Genomic DNA, 15,894 nt, shown 5'->3' on the forward strand with positions numbered 1-15,894 from the left:
TCGCATGGCCGGGGGCCCTGCGTGGTGACGCGAGCTGCCGCCTCCGGGCCTGACCCGGTCATGCGAAGAGCTCCACTGGAATGTCGAGGTGACGAGACCGCAGCCATTCGCCGAGTCCCTTGGCCTGCGGGTCGAACCGGGCCTGATAGGCCACGCCCTGACCGAGCAGGCCTTCGATGATGAAGTTCAGCGCCCGCAGATTGGGCAGCACATGCCGGGTGACCGTCAGCGAAGCCGTCTCCGGCAGAAGTTCTTTGACGCGCGCCACGGTGAGGGTGTGCACCAGCCAGCGCCATTGTTCGTCGGTGCGGACCCACACGCCGATATTCGCGTCACCGCCTTTGTCGCCGCTGCGGGCCAGCGCGATCGTCCCCAGCGGCGCGCGGCGGGATTCCCCCGCGGGCAGCGCTTCCGGGGCGGGCGGCTCCGCGACCGCGGCGAGTTCGGCTGTTTCGGCGGACGGCGGCACGCCGACGCGGGTGCCGTCGGGCAGCACCGCCGTGTGCGGGACCTCCGCGGCGTCGACGAACCCGGGCGTGAACACGCCGTAGGGCGATCCGTTGCCGGGCAGGGTCGTGAAGCTGCATCCGGGATAGCTGGCCAGCGCCAGCTCCACCGCGACGTTGGAGAAGGCGCGTCCGACCTTGTTCGGGTCCGGGTCGCGCACCACGCAGCGCAGCAGCGCGCTGGCCTGCTCCTCGGTTTGCGCGTCCGGCCGGTCCAGGCGGGCCAGCGTCCAGGTCAGCTCGGCGGGCCTGGTCGGCAGCCAGGATTCCAGCTGTCGTTGCGCCAGTTCGGCTTTCGCCTCGATGTCCAGGCCGGTGAGCACGAACTCCATCTCGTTGCGGAAGCCGCCGAGCGTGTTCAGCGAAACCTTGAGCCGGGGCGGCGGGGCCTCGCCGGTGACGCCGCTGATCCGCACCCGATCCGGGCCGTCCTGATCGAGCCGGATGGTGTCCAGGCGGGAGGTCACGTCGGGTCCGGCGTAGCGGGGCCCCTGGATCTCGTACATCAACTGGGCCTCGACGGTGTCGACCGTGACCGCCCCGCCGGTGCCCGCGTGCTTGGTGATGACGCTGCTGCCGTCGGCGCGGATCTCCGCGATCGGGAAGCCCGGCCTGCCCAGATCGGCGAGTTCGGTGAAGAAGGCGTAGTTGCCGCCGGTGGCCTGGGTGCCGCACTCGATCACGTGCCCGGCCACCACCGCGCCGGCCAGCCGGTCGTAATCGGTTCGCCCCCAGCCGAAGTGCGCGGCGGCCGGGCCGACGATCACCGACGCGTCGGTGACCCGTCCGGTGACCACGATGTCCGCGCCCGCGTTCAGGCATTCGACGATGCCCCATGCGCCGAGGTAGGCGTTGGCGGTCAGCGGCGCGCCGAAACCGAGGTCACCGGCGCGGGCAAGGAGGTCGTCGCCCTCCACGTGCGCGATCTTCGCGTCCAGCCCGAGGTCGGCGGCCACCTTGCGCAGTTTCGCCGCCAAGCCGGCCGGGTTCAGGCCGCCCGCGTTGGTCACGATGCGCACGTTGCGTTCCAGCGCGAGCCCGAGGCAGTCCTCGATCTGCTTGACGAAGGTCTTGGCGTAGCCGAGGTCCGGGTCCTTCATGCGGTCCCGGCCGAGGATCAGCATGGTCAGCTCGGCGAGATAGTCGCCGGTGAGCACGTCGATCGGGCCACCGTCCAGCATCTCGCGCATGGCGCCGAGCCGATCACCGTAGAAGCCGGAACAGTTGCCGATCCGGAGCACGTCCGGGTCGGCGGCCAGCATACTCATCAGCGGGAATGCCTCCTGTACGGCGAACCGTCAGGATGGGCCGCATGCCGCACCCGTGAAGTCCGCGTTCCGCGACCAGCATCACATCCGGTCCAGAAAAAAGCAAGCATGCGTGCTTGTTAATTGCACCCTGAACGATCCCCACCCGCACGGCGGTGGTCGAGCGAGCCGGAGCAAGATGGGCACGGTGTCCAGCGACGTCACCGTGATCGTTCTGTTCGCCCTGGCCGGGTTCCTGCTCGGCGGCGCCTACACCACCTGGAAGACGGCCCGGCCGCTGTCGATCGCGCTGGCCGTCTGCGCCGTTCTCGCGGCGGGCGGCGCGCTGGCCTGGTGGCTCGGTTAGCCCTTGGACAGCCGGAAGATCCGCAGGTCGTCGGGGACGCCGCTGAGCGGAGCCGCGAACAGGCCGCGGCGATACTGCTTGACCGTCAAACCCAGCTCCGCCAGCGTCTCCGGCCGCAACCCCAGCAGCGTGGCCTCCGACAGCATGGTGTTGCCGTTGCCACCCGCCTCCATCACCCGGGCCGCGATGGTGACGTCCACCCCGAGCCAGTCACCCCCGATCTCGCGCGGGGAACCGGTGTGCAAACCGATCCGCATGTTCGGGGTGTAGCCACGCACCTGCACGTCGGCCAGGTTGCGCTTGGCGGTCACCGCGGCGCGTATCGCCCGGTCCGCCGAGGGGAACACCGCCATCACGCCGTCGCCCATGCGCTTGACCACCTGACCGCCGCGTTCGGCGATCGGCGGCTCGATAGCCTTGGCCACCTTGCGCAACAGTTCGAGGGTGGCCTCGTCACCGGCCGACAGCGACCAGCGCGAGAAGGCCACCAGGTCGGTGAACATGACAGTTATTTCCTGGCTACCTCGGCCGCGTCCCATTCGCTCCAGCGCGGCCTGCCAGACCTGCAAGGCCCCGAAACCGATTTCGCGCGCCGCGCTCGGGGCGTCGCCGACCAGCTTGTCCGCCGCGCGCGCCACCGCCCGCGCGCCACCGGGCCCGGAAACCGACAGCGGATCGCCGAAAGCAGGGTCCCCCGGCAGCTGCTGGCGCGCCCTGCGCAGCGCGCCGATCAGATCAGCCCGCTGATTCGCGGCGTTCACCAGGGCGGATAGCTGCCCGCGACGGAATTTACCGGAACGGCGGGAAGGATCGATCCCATCGGACGGCTCCAACGGAATGACCACCTCGGGCGGCACGCCTCCATCGGCCTCCGGCCCCGGCCCCGACTCGGGGCCGCCGGAAGGTGTTTCATTCACGCCCCGAGAGTATCTCAGCCGATCTGACGTCGGCAGATTACCGATCATCGCCATCTCTCACCTCCGCGACGAACACAGCGAGCACGTCGGCGGGCTCCGCGTTGGATAACGAGCTGGTTGCTGAACCGAGGCTACTCGGCCGAGAAGGGGTCTCGGAAGCGGCATGCGGCATAGTTTCCGCGATGTTCACACGCACGATCGGCCCGGCGCGAGCGTTCGCACCGGGCCGATCGACGCACCGTCCGCCGGGCAGTGGCGGGCGGTGGACGGGGCGCCGGACCTCCCGACAAGGTCGGCGCCCCGCCGACCCGAGTGGCGAGGGATGGCGACTCGGGTGGTCGAGCGGCCTCGCCCGCGTGCGTCACGCGTCGCGCTGGTTCACCACGACCAAGGCCGCGCCGAAGACGATCGCGACGAAGACGGTGAAGTACAGCAGGCTGCCCCACGGCCCCCAGTGCCAGTTGGCCGTGGCCGTGGACGCGGAGGCGCTGAAGAAGTGATTCGCGTTCGCGAACGGCAGGAACGGGGTCACGTTGCGGCCGAAGCTGCCGAACGCTCCGAGCAGCCCCTCGATGAGCAGCGGCCACAGCACGATCAGCGAGATCGCGGCGGCGGACTGCCGCACCAGCACGCCGATGCCGATCGCGAGCAGGACGCACAGGAACGCGTAGATCGGGATGCCGTAGACCTCGCGCCAGTCCTCCGCGCTGGACAGTGTGAGGGCCACGCCCGCGTCCGGTCCGCTCAGCGCCTTGGCCACCAGGTAGGCGAGGAACACCAGGACGAGGGTCAACACCGCGCCGTACCCGCCGACCAACCCGGCCTTGGTCGCGACGACCTTGGCCCGATGCGGCGTCGCCTGGAACGTCGTCCGGATGAGGCCGAAGCGATATTCGCTGGTCACCGTCAAGGTCGCCATGATCATCAGGACCATCACGCCGAAGCCGCTGATCCCGGCCACCGCGGTGGAGACGGTCAGGTCGATCGCGCCCTCTTTGCCGTAGGACGCGCGCGCCACCGAGGCGAGCAGCGCGGCCATCCCGAGCGCGAGGGCGACGACGATCGCCGAGCACCACCAGGGCGACCTGGTGGAGGTGAGCTTGATTCGTTCCGCTGCCAGCACGCCCATCAGAGCGCACCTCCCATCACCTGATCGAAGCCTTCGCCGTGGTACTGCACGGCGCCACCGGTCATCCGCATGAACGCCTCTTCCAGCGACGCGCGCTGCGGGGCCAGCTCGAACAGCGTGATGTTGTGCTCGCCGGCCAGCTTGCCGACCGCGTCACTGGCCACGCCCGCCACCATGAGCGCGGGGCCGTCGGCTCCCGCGCCGTCCTCGCGGACGGTCATCCCGTTCGAGGTGAGCACGCTGCGCAGCTGGTCGAGCTGCGGGCTGCGCACCCGCACCGACTGCTCGGAGGCGCGTTCGATGAACTCCTGGGTGGTCGAGTCCGAGATGAGCTTGCCGCGCCCGATGACCACCAGGTGCTCGGCGGTCTGCGCCATCTCCGACAGCAGATGGCTGGAGACCAGTACCGTGCGGCCCTCGGCGGCCAGCCGCTGCATGAACCGGCGGATCCACAGGATGCCCTCCGGATCGAGGCCGTTCACCGGCTCGTCGAACAGCAGCACCTCCGGGTCGCCCAGCAGCGCGCCGGCCAGGCCGAGGCGCTGCGACATACCCAGCGAGAAACCGCCCGCCGTCTTGCCCGCCACCTCCGAAAGGCCGACCAGCCGCAGCACCTCCTCCACCCGGGACTTGGCGATGTCGTTGGACGCGGCCATCCACTCCAGATGGGCGCGCGCCGACCGGTTCGGGTGCACCCACTTGGCATCCAGCAGCGCGCCGACGGTGCGCAGCGGATGGTCCAGTTCGTGGTACGGCTTGCCCTTGATCAGCGCGGTGCCCGCGGTGGGCTTGTCCAACCCGAGGATCATCCGCATCGTGGTCGACTTGCCCGCACCGTTGGGCCCCAGGAATCCCGTCACTTGGCCGGGTCGAACGGTGAAGGACAGATCCTGCACCGCAACGGTCTGCCCGTAGTGCTTGGTCAGGCCTCTCAGTTCGATCATGCGCCCAGCATTCCGCAAATCGTGGCGGCGCGCGTCGGTAAATAGTGCCGAGTTGGATCATCCTCGAGGATGAGGGAGAGGTGTGCGGGTGGGTGCAAGCCCGTACGGGTGGGGGGTGGGCCCAGCGGCAAGGGGTCTTGCACTTCGACGAACCGGGCCCGGTCTCCCCCCGTCAGTGCGGTACGTCGCCGTCTCCGGCTGCCGCTCGTCGCCACTTTGCCGCCCACTCTGCGGTGCTGTGATCCTCCGGCATCGACTCGAGGGACTGCGCCACAACTTCGCGGCTGCGTTCGGTTTCTCCCAGAGTGCGCAGGACACGAGCGCGTTGCAGACCGAAGAAACCAGGGGTATACCAATATCCTGCGTCGGGTGGCGGTTCGTCGGCGGCTGCGTCGGCCTCCGAGTCGGCGAGCAGAAGGGCACGCTCGGCGCCGTGCCGATCGTCTGCCACTGCGAGCACACGAGCGTGTTGATAGCGCTCGTACACCCGAATCAGTGGGTGCAAACGAGGCACGGACAGCACGGCGTCGACCATCTGCGCCGCTTCATCGAGCCGCCCACGCTCGAGACGCACGTAGGCACTGAAGCTGAGCCCGTGCGCGAGCTGGTCGCGACCGCAGGCATGTTTCGCGAACGCTATGGACCGATCCAGGCTGCGCAGGGAGGCTTTCCCGGCGCCGGTCGCGTGCTCGAGCCAACCGCGGTACTGGGTGACTTCGCTTGCCAGCGCCGCAGCCCGGGCCGCGTGCCGTGATCGAGCCTGGTCAGCGAACCGCTCCGTTATCGTCGACATGCCTTGCACGACAGTGAGAACCGAAGCCGGACCGGCAGCGTCCTCGATGCGTCGTGTTGCCGAGAGCATGACTGCCACCTCATCGAGGCTGCTCGAATCGACTTTCGCCGGCGAGTCCGAAACTGCCGACAGCCGTTCCAGATCGGCGCCCAGCGCCCGTTCGTAGGCACAGACAACCTCATGTGAAGCAGGCCGTTTCCCGGACTCGATGAGGCTCAGATACGCGGGACTGTAATTCGTCATCCGCGCCATCGAGCGCAGCGATACCCGTGCCGCTTCGCGTGCCGTACGGAGTAATGCCCCCTGGTCCATTTCCCCACGGTAGCGACGGAAAACAGATGTCAACGCGGCAACGGGGTCACAACCAGGTGAATCGCCTGAGACTGAGATCAGCACCCGCTGCCGGGTCGAGCCCCGAACTCCTCGGCGCCGGGTGTCACCAACCACACCACAACGCGCCAGGGGGTCTATCGAATGACAGAAGAACTTGCAGCCGTCCTCATCGTCATCGCCGCTGTCGGCGGCCTGCTGGTCCTGCTGTTCTGGGTGCTGCCGTGGCTACTCGAGTTTGGTGACGATCCGGACGAGCGCGTGCCGTTCCGTGAGGTCATGGACCGAATCGACCGCGAGGAGCAGCGATGACGCCGCGGCACAGCTGGATCCAGGACTATTGCGAGGACAGCAACTGGCCCGTCGATGAGAAGCACGCGCAAGGCTTGCTGAAGCTCCATTCCACATGTACCCCGCCGTGTCCGCGCAAGTTGTCCGCTGAGCGCTGGCTCCATGAGCGCGGCACAGGCGATAAAGCGAGTCAGTAGGCCGGATCCGCCGCGTGCGCGATGACGGCGGTGAGCGCGGCGGAGGCGTCGAGGAGGGCGTGGGAGCGAGCGGTGATGCTCGCGTCCCTGGCCGCGAGGGCGGCTTCGACGTCTGCGGATCGGTGGCCGCGCGGCAGGTCGGGCATCAAGGCCCGAAGGGTGTCGACGCGGTATCCGGCGCAGCGGAGCTGGTGGACGATCCGGGCATCGCGTACCTGAGCAGGTGAGTACCGCCGCGTCCGTTGTGGGGCGGCACGGTCTGGGACCACGAGTCCCTCGGTGTCCCAATGCCGCAGTGTCGAGGGGCGTACGCCCAGCGCGGCGGCGAGTTCGGCGACGCTCATCGAATCGGACGCACGAACATCATCGATCGGCTCGGCCGAGATCGCCGAGGCCGCACGCTTCGCCAACGCGAGGTCCGTTCGCTCACGGTGCAGGCGCGCGTGCGCCGCGTCGAGTAGCGCGAGCGCCTCGTGGATGGGGCGGTCGTGCACGGCGCGGAGGATTCGCTTGGCTTCGACAGGACCGACGCCCGCCGCCAGCGCGCGGTATGCCAGCGCGGATCGCACGTGTACCTCCTCGTACTCGCGATAGCCCGCTGCCGTGCGCAGCGCAGGCGGCAGCACACCGTCCCGCTCGAGATTGCGGATCTGCTGCACCGAGTACCCCGCGCGCCGCGCCACATCGACCGTGCGCATCCGCGAGTTGAGAGTTTCCACGCTTTTGGTCCTCGATCTTCCGGCCGAAGTCTCCACAAGCACCTTAATGAAACGCTGGAGCACATGACCATCGACGAGATCATCGACTTCGTCTCCGCCCTCGAGGGCGTGCTGATTCTTCGCCCCGGCCCCGGCGACGGCTCACCGGAGATCAGCTGGGGCGACACGTTCTTCTACTACTCACCCGACGGCGTCGTGCCGAAGGCGACCCAGCCTTTCGCGACGATCGTCACGAAGAATTACCCCGATGACGAGCAGTCCCGCCTGGACCGCCCGAATACCTTCCGAGTCAACATCGCAGCCGGAAAAGAAGCTTTCATCCGGTGGACCGGCCACACCCCCCGCGAACCCTCCCCGCACGATCCGAGCGTGACGGACACGGTGATCCCCCACCCCGTCTACGGCTCCGCCGGTTGGCTCGCGGTGGTGAACCCCGCCCAGCGAACCGACGAACCAACCCGCGAACTCCTCCGAACGGCCTACGACCTGGCCCGCTCACGCTACGAACGACGTGCGGCCTCGACCCGCGATTGACACCGCGCGAGTGGCACACACCGCTGTTGACATGGAGCGCGCTCCAGCACCTAGCGTCGTGACGACGGATTCGAACGCAGGAGGTAGCAGCATGATCGACGTCCCCACCCGGCAGCTCGGCGAACTCACGGTCTCCGCGCAGGGCCTGGGATGCATGGGCATGAGTCACGGCTACGGCGACGCGGACGACGCGCAGTCGATCGCGACGCTGCACCACGCCCTCGACCTCGGTGTGACCCTGTTGGACACCGCCGATTTCTACGGCGCCGGGCACAACGAGGAGCTGATCGGGCGGGCCATCGCGGAGCGTCGTGACGAGGTGGTGCTGGCCACGAAATTCGGCTTCGCCAACCGCTTGGGCGAGCCCACGCACATCCGCGGCGACGCCGCCTACGTGCGCCAGGCGTGCGAGGCGTCGCTGCGCAGGCTCGGGGTCGACCACATCGACCTCTACTACCTGCACCGGGTGGACCCGAAGGTGCCGATCGAGGAGACGGTCGCAGCGATGGCCGAACTGGTACAGGCGGGGAAGGTGCGCCACCTGGGGCTGTCGGAGGCCGGCGCGCAGACCATCCGGCGCGCGCACGCCGTGCATCCGATCGCCGCGTTGCAGAGCGAGTGGTCGCTGTGGACCCGCGATCCGGAAGCCGAGGTCGCGCCGGTCTGCCGGGAACTCGGCATCGGCCTCGTCCCGTTCTCCCCGCTCGGGCGCGGTTTCCTGACCGGCCGCTACAACTCGGTCGAGGGTTTGGCGCAGACCGATGTGCGGCGCAGCCAGCCGCGTTTCGCCGAGGGCAACCTCGAACGGAACCTCGCGATCGTCGCGAAGCTGACCGAGCTGGCCGCGGCGAAGGGGGTCACGGCGGGCCAGCTCGCACTGGCCTGGGTGCAGCACCGCGGCGAGGACGTCGTGCCGATCCCCGGCACCCGGCGGCAGCGCTATCTGGAGGAGAACCTCGCGGCCCTGGCCATCGAGCTGTCCCCCGAGGACCTCGCCGCTATCGAGGCCGCCGCCCCGCCCGAGCAGGTCGCGGGCACCCGCTACGACTCGACGAATCTCACCTTCGTCAACCGCTGAGGCGCGCGACAACGACGCGTCCCGGGACCGGCGCCACCCGCCGCCGCGGACCGGCCGGGCCTACCGAGTGATGCCCCGGGCCCGGCCTCGCCACCCAGTAGTGGCCCGCCGGGGTCGGGAACTCGTTCACGGCCTCCGGGAACTGGCCGGGAGGGTCAGGACGCGAGTAAGCCGCTCACAGCGCGGGGGACGACGCCTGTGCCCAGAACCGCTTCGGGATGCGCCCCGCCAGCCGGGCCGCATACCCGGCGCGGACGGCGTCCGCCATCGCCGCGGCCATCAGTTCGGGGTGCTTCGCCCTGGTCACGGCCGTGGCGAGCAGTACAGCCGAGCACCCGAGTTCCATGGCGAGGGCGGCGTCGCTCGCGGTGCCGATGCCCGCGTCCAGGATGACCGGGACCTCGGCGTCCGCGACGATCATCTCGATGTTGTGCGGGTTGCCTATGCCGAGGCCGGTGCCGATGGGCGCGCCGAGCGGCATCACGGCCGCGCAGCCTGCGTCCTGCAGGCGGCGGGCCAGCACCGGGTCGTCGTTGGTGTAGGGCAGCACCACGAACCCGTCGTCGACGAGTTGCTCGGCGGCGGTGAGCAATTCGATCGGGTCGGGCAGCAGGGTGCGCTCGTCGGCGACCACCTCGAGCTTCACCCAGTCGGTGTCCAGCGCCTCGCGCGCCAGCTGCGCGGTGAGCACCGCTTCGGCCGCGGTGCGACAGCCCGCCGTGTTCGGCAGCGGCGCGATGTCCAGTCGTTTCAGCAAATCGAGCACGCCGGTGCCGCCCGCGGCGTCGATGCGCCGCATGGCCACGGTGGTCAACTCGGTGCCGGAGGCGATCAGCGCCTCCTCCAGGACGGCGAGGTTCTCCGCGCCGCCGGTGCCCATGATCAGGCGGGAACCGAACTCGCGGCCCGCGATCCGCAGCGGCGCGTCGGCCCTCCCGGATTCCGCCGCAGCCTCAGCCACCTTGGACCGCCGTCAGCACCTCGATCTGCCAGCCGCGCCCGACCGGTTCGTCCCAGCGCGACTTGGGGAACACCGCGCCGTCCACCGCCAGCGCGACGCCCCGGCACGGCAGGTCGAGGCGCTCCAGCAGCTCGCGTACGGTCAGCGGCTCGGCGAACTCGTGCTCGTCGCCGTTCACCGTGACACCGATGGGGACGGATGACAGCGTCATCTGTTTCCTCCTACAGTCGTCGAAAAGCGTTGCGGGTCGGCAACTTCCGCTTCGGGCAGCACCGCCCCGCCGAGCAGGCCGGTCACCGCGTCCACGGTGAGCGGCACGGTCAGCATGCCGTTGCGGCCGTGCCCGGTGGCCACCACGATCCGGTCGGTGAGCCGGCCGATCAGCGGCAGGTTGTCCGGGCTGCCCGGCCGGGAACCGGCGCCGGCCTCGGCGAGTTCGTATTCGCCGATGCCGGGGAACACCGCCTCCGCGTCGGCGATCAGATCGCGAACGCCCGCTACGGTGACGGCGGTGTCGAAACCCGCTTCGTACTGCGTGGCGCCGACGACGATGCCCTCGGCGCGCGGTACCAGGTATACCGCTCGCCCGTGCACCCTGGCCCGGATCACCCGGCGCGGCGCGGGGGCGACGCCCGGCCGGTGCCGCAGGCGCAGGATCTCGCCCTTGACCGGGCGGACCGGCAATTCCGGCCACAACACCGCCGACGCGGCTCCCGCGGCGAGCACGACTTGGTCGTGTGGAAGTTCCGTCAGCGAGTCTACGGACTTGGCGCGCACCACGACGCCCGCCGTCTCGGCCGCCTGCCGCAGTGCGGCGAGCAGCTTGCGGTTGTCGATCGCGGGTTCGGCGGGCGCGAGCAGCGCGGCGCGCACCGTTCGGGCCAGGCCGGGTTCCCGCTCGCGAACTCCTGCGCGGTCCAGCATCCGCAGCTCGTGCCCGCGGCTGCCGACCCAGTCGGCCACGGTGCGCAGGTCGGCCGCGTCGGCCGCGTCCAGCGCGACGGTCATGGTCTCGTCCGCCACGAAGACCGACACGCCGGTCGCGGCTTCGAGCCGGGCGGCGAAGCCGGGCCAGCGGGCCAGCGACGCCGCGCCGAATTCGAGCACCCGGTCCTCGCCGGGCCAGCCTTCCGACAGCGGTGCCAGCATTCCTCCGGCCACCCAGGAGGCCCCGGTCGCGACCGCCGGATCGAGCAGCGTGACCGACCAACCGGCCTCGGCGGCCCGCCAGGCCACGGCGAGCCCGATGGCGCCGCCACCGACGACGGCCAGAGTCCGCATCCCGATCCACCTGCCTCCTGTTTCGCATCCCCACGGTAGCGCGGCTACGGTCGAAGGCGTGCAACCCTCCCACCCGAATCGACCCGCCTCGCCGCGGGAGCGTCTGGCGAACGCGCGGCTGTATCTCTGCACCGACGCACGCCGGGAGAAGGGCGATCTGGCGAAGTTCGCCGAGGCCGCTTTCGCAGGCGGAGTCGACATCATCCAGCTCAGAGACAAGGGATCACCGGGCGAAGCGAAGTTCGGTCCGCTCGAGGCCAGGGCCGAACTCGGCGCGCTGGCCGAACTGAAATCCGCCGCGCGCAGGCACGGCGGCCTGGTCGCGGTGAACGATCGCGCCGACATCGCCCTCGCCTCCAGCGCCGACGTGCTGCACCTCGGGCAGGGCGACCTCCCGCCCTGGTACGCGCGCCGGATTCTCGGGCCCGAGGTGGTGATCGGACGATCCACGCACAATCGCGCGCAGGCCGGGCTCGCTGCGATCGACGAGCACATCGATTACTTCTGCACCGGACCGATCTGGGCCACCCCGACCAAACCGGGCAGGCAGGCGGCGGGGCCGGAACTGATCCGCTCCACCGCGGAAGCCCATCCCACCCGTCCCTGGTTCGCGATCGGCGGGATCAACGCAGAGAACCTCGCGCAAGTGCTGGAAGCCGGGGCGAAGCGGGTCGTGGTGGTGCGCGCGATCACCGAGGCGCGCGATCCGGAAGCCGCCGCGCGCGAGCTGAAAACGGCGCTGCTGGCGAACGCGTGAGCGGCGCGGTCAGGAAAGCACCTGTCCGCGGGTGAACGAAAGCGCGGTCTCCACCGCCGTGCTTCCGGCCGAGGCCGGCTCCGTGACCTGCGCGCCCGGCTCGTCGACGATCCTGGCGTAATCGCCAGGCCCGGCCGGATCCGAATGCAGCCAGACGAAACCGAGGTCGGCGAGGTCGAGCGTGCGCGGCAGCGCGGCGGCGACGGCTCGGTCGCCCGCGATCTCGGCGAGCAGCACCCGCGCGGGCGCGGCGCGCAGGGTGGGCCAGGACGCCGCGAAGCCCGGATGCAGCGGGCGGGCGTCGACCTCCTCCTCAGGGACCCAGGCCAACTCGGTGCTTTCGCGATTACCGGTGGTCGGCAGCGTCATCACCGCGTCGGCGACGACCGTCGTGTAGGTCCAGCCGCTCAGGGCCGACGCCGTCACCCGCTCGCCGCGCACCCGGACGTCGGCGGGGTCGATGCCCGTCTCCTCCCAAGCCTCGCGGACCGCCGCGTGCACGGGCGTCTCGTGGCTGTCGCGCGCCCCGCCGGGCAATGCCCAGGTGCCGCCTTGATGACTCCACGGAGCGCGGTGTTGCAGCAGCACCGCCGAACCGCCCTCGGCCAGCGGAGCGCGCAGGAGGAGTCCGGCGGCGCCGAAGCGACCCCAGTGCCGCAGCCCGTCCGGGCCCAGCGACCAACCGTCACCGTCACCACGCATCTCGTACCCATCCTCGTCCAGCCGCGGCAGCGCCCACCATCGTTTCCTCCCAACCGAGGGTGTTTCACACGCAACGGCTCCCGTACGACCACAATAAACTCCGCACCAACACGCACGGGTCGATCGGATCTTCGGTCCAACCGTCGAGAAATCCGCGTACGCGGCCCAAACTGGGGAGGTGGACATGGCTAGCTCCGAGCCGACGACGGCCGAACTCCGGCCATCGTCCGTGCCCGAGGCCGCCGGTCGGGACGATCCGGGCGGGCTGAGCGTCGCGGTGGTGCGCGAACGTCTCGACCTGGCCAACCTGCGCTCGTTCGCCAATTCCTCACCCGGACGGCTGATCGCGCTTGGGCTGCTGCTGATCGGATTGTGCCTGGCCGCGGGTTCGATGACCGCCGCGACGGTCGGTGACCGGCAGCAGAGCCTGGACGTGCTGCTCTACGACACCGAACCGGACGCCGATTCCGCGCATCGGCTCTACACCTCGCTGTCGATCGCCGACGCCGCGGCGAGCACCGCCTTCATCGCGGGCGGGCTGGAGCCGCAGGCGGTGCGGGATCGCTACACGCAGGCACTGGGCGAAGCGGCCGCGGAGTTGGTGACCCAATCCGACCGGGCGGGGCCGGGCGCAGCGATCGATCCGGATGCCCGGCTACGGACCGGCATAGTCACCGGCCTGCCGGTGTACTCAGGTCTGGTGGAAACCGCACGGACGAACAATCGCAGCGGATATCCGGTCGGCGCCGCGTATTTGAGCGAGGCGTCCAATCAGATGCAGACGACGCTGCTACCGATGGCCGAGGAGCTGCACAACCATCGCTCGGCGGCGGTGACCGACGCGCAGCGCAACCACGTGCGCCCGCCGTGGACCGCCATCGGGCTGCTGATCCTCACCCTCGGCGTGCTGATCTGGGTGCAGCGGGATCTGGCGCGTCGCTGGCGGCGGGTGCTCAATCCCGGCCTGCTGCTCGCGTCGGTGGCCATGCTGATCCTGCTGGCGTGGACGGTGATCGCGGGTTCGGTGTCGGCGGCGTCGATGATCAGCGCCCGCGACGACGGCGCGGTACCTTCCTCGCGTCTGACCGAGAGCCGGATCCTGGCGCAGCAGGCGCGCGCCGCGGAGACGTTGAAGCTGGTGCGCCGGGACGCGAGCGGCGACTACGACCGCACCTACGACGCGGACATCGAACGGCTGGCCGATCTGATCGGCAACTACCCCGGCTCCGCGCCCGCGGCGGGCGAGGTGCGCAACGCCGTTCCGGCGCTGGCACGCTGGCGGGTGGCGCATCAGCGGATGAACGACGCGCTGGCCAAGGGCGATTTCAACAGCGCGGCCGTGGTGGCGACCGGTCCCGGCTCCGCCGACGCCACCGTGCAGGTGGAGGCGCTGGACCGTTCGCTCGAGCAAGGTATCGCCGCGACCAGGAACACGCTGCGCGACGAGATCTCCCAGGCCGCACGCGTCCTGGACTTCCTGGGCGCGGGAGCGATGGTGCTCGGCGTCCTGGCGGCAGGCTATGTCGGACTGGGCATATGGCCCCGGCTTCGGGAGTACCGATGAGATCCGCCCGCGGCATTCTGGTGGCCGCCGTCCTCGTGGTCGCGCTGACGGGCGGCTGTGCGAGCGATTCCAGCGCGCCGGTGTCGACCAAGACGCCGAAGTACACCGATTCCCCGTTTCCCGCCAGAGCCGTTCCGGTGCTGACCGATTCGCCGGTCCCGCCGCCGCCGGGCACACCGCGATGCGGAGACCCGACCGCCAGTCTGCGCCCGAGCGGCGCGGGGGCGGGCGCGCGCGGGCCGACGATCGATGCGATCCGGGCGCGCGGCAGGCTGCTCGTCGGCCTGGACACCGGCAGCAATCTGTTCAGCTACCGGGACCCGATCTCCGGCGCCATCGTCGGTTTCGACGCCGACATCGCCAGGGAGGTGGCCCGCGACCTGCTCGGCAGCCCGGATCTGATCGAATTCCGCAGTCTCGGCTCCGCCGAGCGCGAGACCGCGTTGCAGAACCGCACCGTGGACCTGGTCGCCAAAACCATGACGATCAACTGTGAGCGGCGTGAGAAGGTCGCGTTCTCCACCGTCTACCTACACGCCAACCAACGGGTGCTCGCGGTGAAGAACTCCGGGATCCGGAGTCTGGCCGATCTGGCGGGCCGACGGGTGTGCATCGTGTCCGGCACCACGTCGCTGGAGCATATGCGCCGCGACCAGCCCGCCGCGACCATCCTCACCGTACCGAGCTGGGCCGATTGCCTGGTCGTCCTGCAACAGCGCCAGGTGGACGCGGTGAGCACCGACGACGCCGTCCTCGCTGGCCTGGCCGCGCAGGACCCGTACACCGAGCTGGTCGGCGGCAGCATCAGCGAAGAGCCATACGGCATCGGCATCACCAAAGGCAACGACGATCTCGTGCGATTCGTCAACGGCACGCTGGAACGCATCCGTAACGACGGCACGTGGGTCGGGCTGTACCAGAAATATCTCACCGTCCTCGGTCCCGTTCCCGCCCCGCCCGCCCCTACCTATCAGGACTGACCGGCCGATGAGCACACGGCCCGCCCCCGAGCCCGACCCGGACGAAACCGCCCCGGGGCGGCCCGGCCCGGCCGAGGTGTTCGAGGACGGGTGCACCGGAGCGGCCGGGCGTCATCCGGGCGCGGCGGCGAAACCGCCGCGCGGAGACCACGCGGGCACACGACACCTGGATGCTCACCCGTCGGCAACCGGCAGGTGGGTGGGCTCGATCGATCCGGAATCGTCTGGGGCCGCGGAGCTTCAGCACACGGTCCACACGCCGGTCGACCGTACGGCTGCCTCGCCGGGCACGGTCGCCTGGCACCGGGCCGAGGACGCGGACCCGTCAGGTGCGGCGCAGGACCCATCGGTCGCGCGAGACACCGCACGAGCCGCCTCCGGCGAGGTCCCGGGCAGCACCGGTGAAGACCAGCCCGCCGCACCGACACGGGCCGTGGGCGCCGGGCAAGAAGCATCATCCGCGAAATCGGCGGAGCAAGACTCGGACGCAACCCGCATGCAGGTCAACCGTCCGGACACCTCGGCACAGACAGCCGCCGAACAAGACTCCGACGCAACCCGCATGCAGGTCAACCGTCCGGACACGCCATCGGTCAC

General features: G+C 70.0%; 17 protein-coding genes. 7 read left to right on the top strand and 10 right to left on the bottom strand.

Translation table 11 applies throughout. The annotated features are described in order from the left end of the window. Window positions 1-58: 58 nt before the first annotated feature. Entirely contained in the window at window positions 59-1,774 is a 1,716-nt protein-coding gene (locus ABZ803_RS09940) for an acyclic terpene utilization AtuA family protein (protein ID WP_357034805.1), read from the bottom strand. A 187-nt stretch (window positions 1,775-1,961) separates the two neighbouring features. Between ABZ803_RS09940 and ABZ803_RS09945 the strand changes: the two genes are divergently transcribed. After that, entirely contained in the window at window positions 1,962-2,120 is a 159-nt protein-coding gene (locus tag ABZ803_RS09945) for a hypothetical protein (protein ID WP_168434118.1), read from the top strand. On the opposite strand, the gene ABZ803_RS09950 is transcribed toward ABZ803_RS09945, so the two are convergent. From ABZ803_RS09950 to ABZ803_RS09965, 4 genes are all read right to left on the bottom strand, one after another. Further along, window positions 2,117-2,935: an adenylate/guanylate cyclase domain-containing protein gene (locus ABZ803_RS09950; protein ID WP_357035424.1), complete on the bottom strand. Its 819-nt coding sequence runs from the start codon at window positions 2,933-2,935 to the stop codon at window positions 2,117-2,119. The genes ABZ803_RS09945 and ABZ803_RS09950 overlap by 4 nt on opposite strands. A 463-nt stretch (window positions 2,936-3,398) precedes the next feature. Continuing rightward, the gene (locus ABZ803_RS09955; protein ID WP_357034807.1) at window positions 3,399-4,166 is read right to left on the bottom strand and encodes an ABC transporter permease; all 768 of its coding nucleotides are present in this window, start codon (window positions 4,164-4,166) and stop codon (window positions 3,399-3,401) included. Next, the gene (locus ABZ803_RS09960; protein ID WP_357034809.1) at window positions 4,166-5,110 is read right to left on the bottom strand and encodes an ATP-binding cassette domain-containing protein; all 945 of its coding nucleotides are present in this window, start codon (window positions 5,108-5,110) and stop codon (window positions 4,166-4,168) included. Before ABZ803_RS09960 ends, ABZ803_RS09955 begins: the two co-directional genes overlap by 1 nt. A gap of 172 nt (window positions 5,111-5,282) precedes the next feature. After that, complete coding sequence (locus ABZ803_RS09965; protein WP_357034811.1) at window positions 5,283-6,215, bottom strand: helix-turn-helix transcriptional regulator; 933 nt, start codon at window positions 6,213-6,215, stop codon at window positions 5,283-5,285. A 162-nt stretch (window positions 6,216-6,377) separates the two neighbouring features. Here ABZ803_RS09965 and ABZ803_RS09970 point away from each other — a divergent pair, with 162 nt between their 5' ends. Continuing rightward, entirely contained in the window at window positions 6,378-6,545 is a 168-nt protein-coding gene (locus ABZ803_RS09970) for a hypothetical protein (RefSeq protein ID WP_357034813.1), read from the top strand. A gap of 169 nt (window positions 6,546-6,714) precedes the next feature. Here ABZ803_RS09970 and ABZ803_RS09975 read toward each other — a convergent pair whose 3' ends face one another. After that, entirely contained in the window at window positions 6,715-7,440 is a 726-nt protein-coding gene (locus ABZ803_RS09975) for a MerR family transcriptional regulator (protein ID WP_357034815.1), read from the bottom strand. 63 nt (window positions 7,441-7,503) lie between these two features. Here ABZ803_RS09975 and ABZ803_RS09980 point away from each other — a divergent pair, with 63 nt between their 5' ends. Then, window positions 7,504-7,974 carry a DUF6194 family protein gene (locus tag ABZ803_RS09980; RefSeq protein WP_357034817.1) on the top strand — a complete coding sequence of 157 codons (471 nt, stop codon included), beginning with the start codon at window positions 7,504-7,506 and terminating at the stop codon, window positions 7,972-7,974. Window positions 7,975-8,065: 91 nt separating this feature from the next. Continuing rightward, a complete protein-coding gene (locus ABZ803_RS09985; RefSeq protein WP_357034819.1) occupies window positions 8,066-9,052 on the top strand; it encodes an aldo/keto reductase in 987 nt (328 codons plus the stop codon). 175 nt (window positions 9,053-9,227) lie between these two features. Here ABZ803_RS09985 and ABZ803_RS09990 read toward each other — a convergent pair whose 3' ends face one another. From ABZ803_RS09990 to thiO, 3 genes are read right to left on the bottom strand one after another with little or no spacing between them, the layout of a single operon-like run. After that, the gene (locus ABZ803_RS09990) at window positions 9,228-10,013 is read right to left on the bottom strand and encodes a thiazole synthase (RefSeq protein WP_357034821.1); all 786 of its coding nucleotides are present in this window, start codon (window positions 10,011-10,013) and stop codon (window positions 9,228-9,230) included. Next, the gene (gene thiS / locus ABZ803_RS09995) at window positions 10,006-10,224 is read right to left on the bottom strand and encodes a sulfur carrier protein ThiS (protein ID WP_040870696.1); all 219 of its coding nucleotides are present in this window, start codon (window positions 10,222-10,224) and stop codon (window positions 10,006-10,008) included. Before thiS ends, ABZ803_RS09990 begins: the two co-directional genes overlap by 8 nt. Beyond that, window positions 10,221-11,294, bottom strand: a complete 1,074-nt coding sequence (thiO, locus tag ABZ803_RS10000) for a glycine oxidase ThiO (protein WP_357034823.1) — start codon at window positions 11,292-11,294, stop codon at window positions 10,221-10,223. The genes thiS and thiO overlap by 4 nt, the downstream gene beginning before the upstream one ends. A gap of 58 nt (window positions 11,295-11,352) precedes the next feature. Between thiO and thiE the strand changes: the two genes are divergently transcribed. Beyond that, window positions 11,353-12,051: a thiamine phosphate synthase gene (thiE, locus tag ABZ803_RS10005; protein WP_357034825.1), complete on the top strand. Its 699-nt coding sequence runs from the start codon at window positions 11,353-11,355 to the stop codon at window positions 12,049-12,051. Window positions 12,052-12,060: 9 nt separating this feature from the next. Here thiE and ABZ803_RS10010 read toward each other — a convergent pair whose 3' ends face one another. Beyond that, complete coding sequence (locus ABZ803_RS10010) at window positions 12,061-12,753, bottom strand: NUDIX hydrolase (RefSeq protein ID WP_357034827.1); 693 nt, start codon at window positions 12,751-12,753, stop codon at window positions 12,061-12,063. A gap of 184 nt (window positions 12,754-12,937) precedes the next feature. On the opposite strand from ABZ803_RS10010, the gene ABZ803_RS10015 reads away from it, so the two are divergent. Beyond that, a complete protein-coding gene (locus tag ABZ803_RS10015; protein WP_357034829.1) occupies window positions 12,938-14,317 on the top strand; it encodes a hypothetical protein in 1,380 nt (459 codons plus the stop codon). Beyond that, on the top strand, window positions 14,314-15,297 hold the full coding sequence (locus ABZ803_RS10020) for a glutamate ABC transporter substrate-binding protein (RefSeq protein ID WP_357034831.1): 984 nt from the start codon (window positions 14,314-14,316) through the stop codon (window positions 15,295-15,297). Before ABZ803_RS10015 ends, ABZ803_RS10020 begins: the two co-directional genes overlap by 4 nt. The last annotated feature ends 597 nt before the right edge of the window (window positions 15,298-15,894 follow it).

Origin of the sequence: Nocardia sp. NPDC047648, assembly GCF_040642815.1 — a bacterium.
Lineage (GTDB): Bacteria > Actinomycetota > Actinomycetes > Mycobacteriales > Mycobacteriaceae > Nocardia > Nocardia gamkensis.

What these genes read in the sequence shown, in the direction of transcription:
- ABZ803_RS09980 (WP_357034817.1), top strand. Translation starts at nt 7,504, where the DNA reads ATGACCATCGACGAGATCATCGACTTCGTCTCCGCCCTCGAGGGCGTG.
- ABZ803_RS10020 (WP_357034831.1), top strand. Translation starts at nt 14,314, where the DNA reads ATGAGATCCGCCCGCGGCATTCTGGTGGCCGCCGTCCTCGTGGTCGCG.
- ABZ803_RS09965 (WP_357034811.1), bottom strand. Translation starts at nt 6,215, where the DNA reads ATGGACCAGGGGGCATTACTCCGTACGGCACGCGAAGCGGCACGGGTA.
- ABZ803_RS09960 (WP_357034809.1), bottom strand. Translation starts at nt 5,110, where the DNA reads ATGATCGAACTGAGAGGCCTGACCAAGCACTACGGGCAGACCGTTGCG.
- ABZ803_RS09970 (WP_357034813.1), top strand. Translation starts at nt 6,378, where the DNA reads ATGACAGAAGAACTTGCAGCCGTCCTCATCGTCATCGCCGCTGTCGGC.
- thiS (WP_040870696.1), bottom strand. Translation starts at nt 10,224, where the DNA reads ATGACGCTGTCATCCGTCCCCATCGGTGTCACGGTGAACGGCGACGAG.
- thiO (WP_357034823.1), bottom strand. Translation starts at nt 11,294, where the DNA reads ATGCGGACTCTGGCCGTCGTCGGTGGCGGCGCCATCGGGCTCGCCGTG.
- ABZ803_RS10010 (WP_357034827.1), bottom strand. Translation starts at nt 12,753, where the DNA reads ATGCGTGGTGACGGTGACGGTTGGTCGCTGGGCCCGGACGGGCTGCGG.
- ABZ803_RS09955 (WP_357034807.1), bottom strand. Translation starts at nt 4,166, where the DNA reads ATGGGCGTGCTGGCAGCGGAACGAATCAAGCTCACCTCCACCAGGTCG.
- ABZ803_RS10015 (WP_357034829.1), top strand. Translation starts at nt 12,938, where the DNA reads ATGGCTAGCTCCGAGCCGACGACGGCCGAACTCCGGCCATCGTCCGTG.
- ABZ803_RS09940 (WP_357034805.1), bottom strand. Translation starts at nt 1,774, where the DNA reads ATGAGTATGCTGGCCGCCGACCCGGACGTGCTCCGGATCGGCAACTGT.
- ABZ803_RS09985 (WP_357034819.1), top strand. Translation starts at nt 8,066, where the DNA reads ATGATCGACGTCCCCACCCGGCAGCTCGGCGAACTCACGGTCTCCGCG.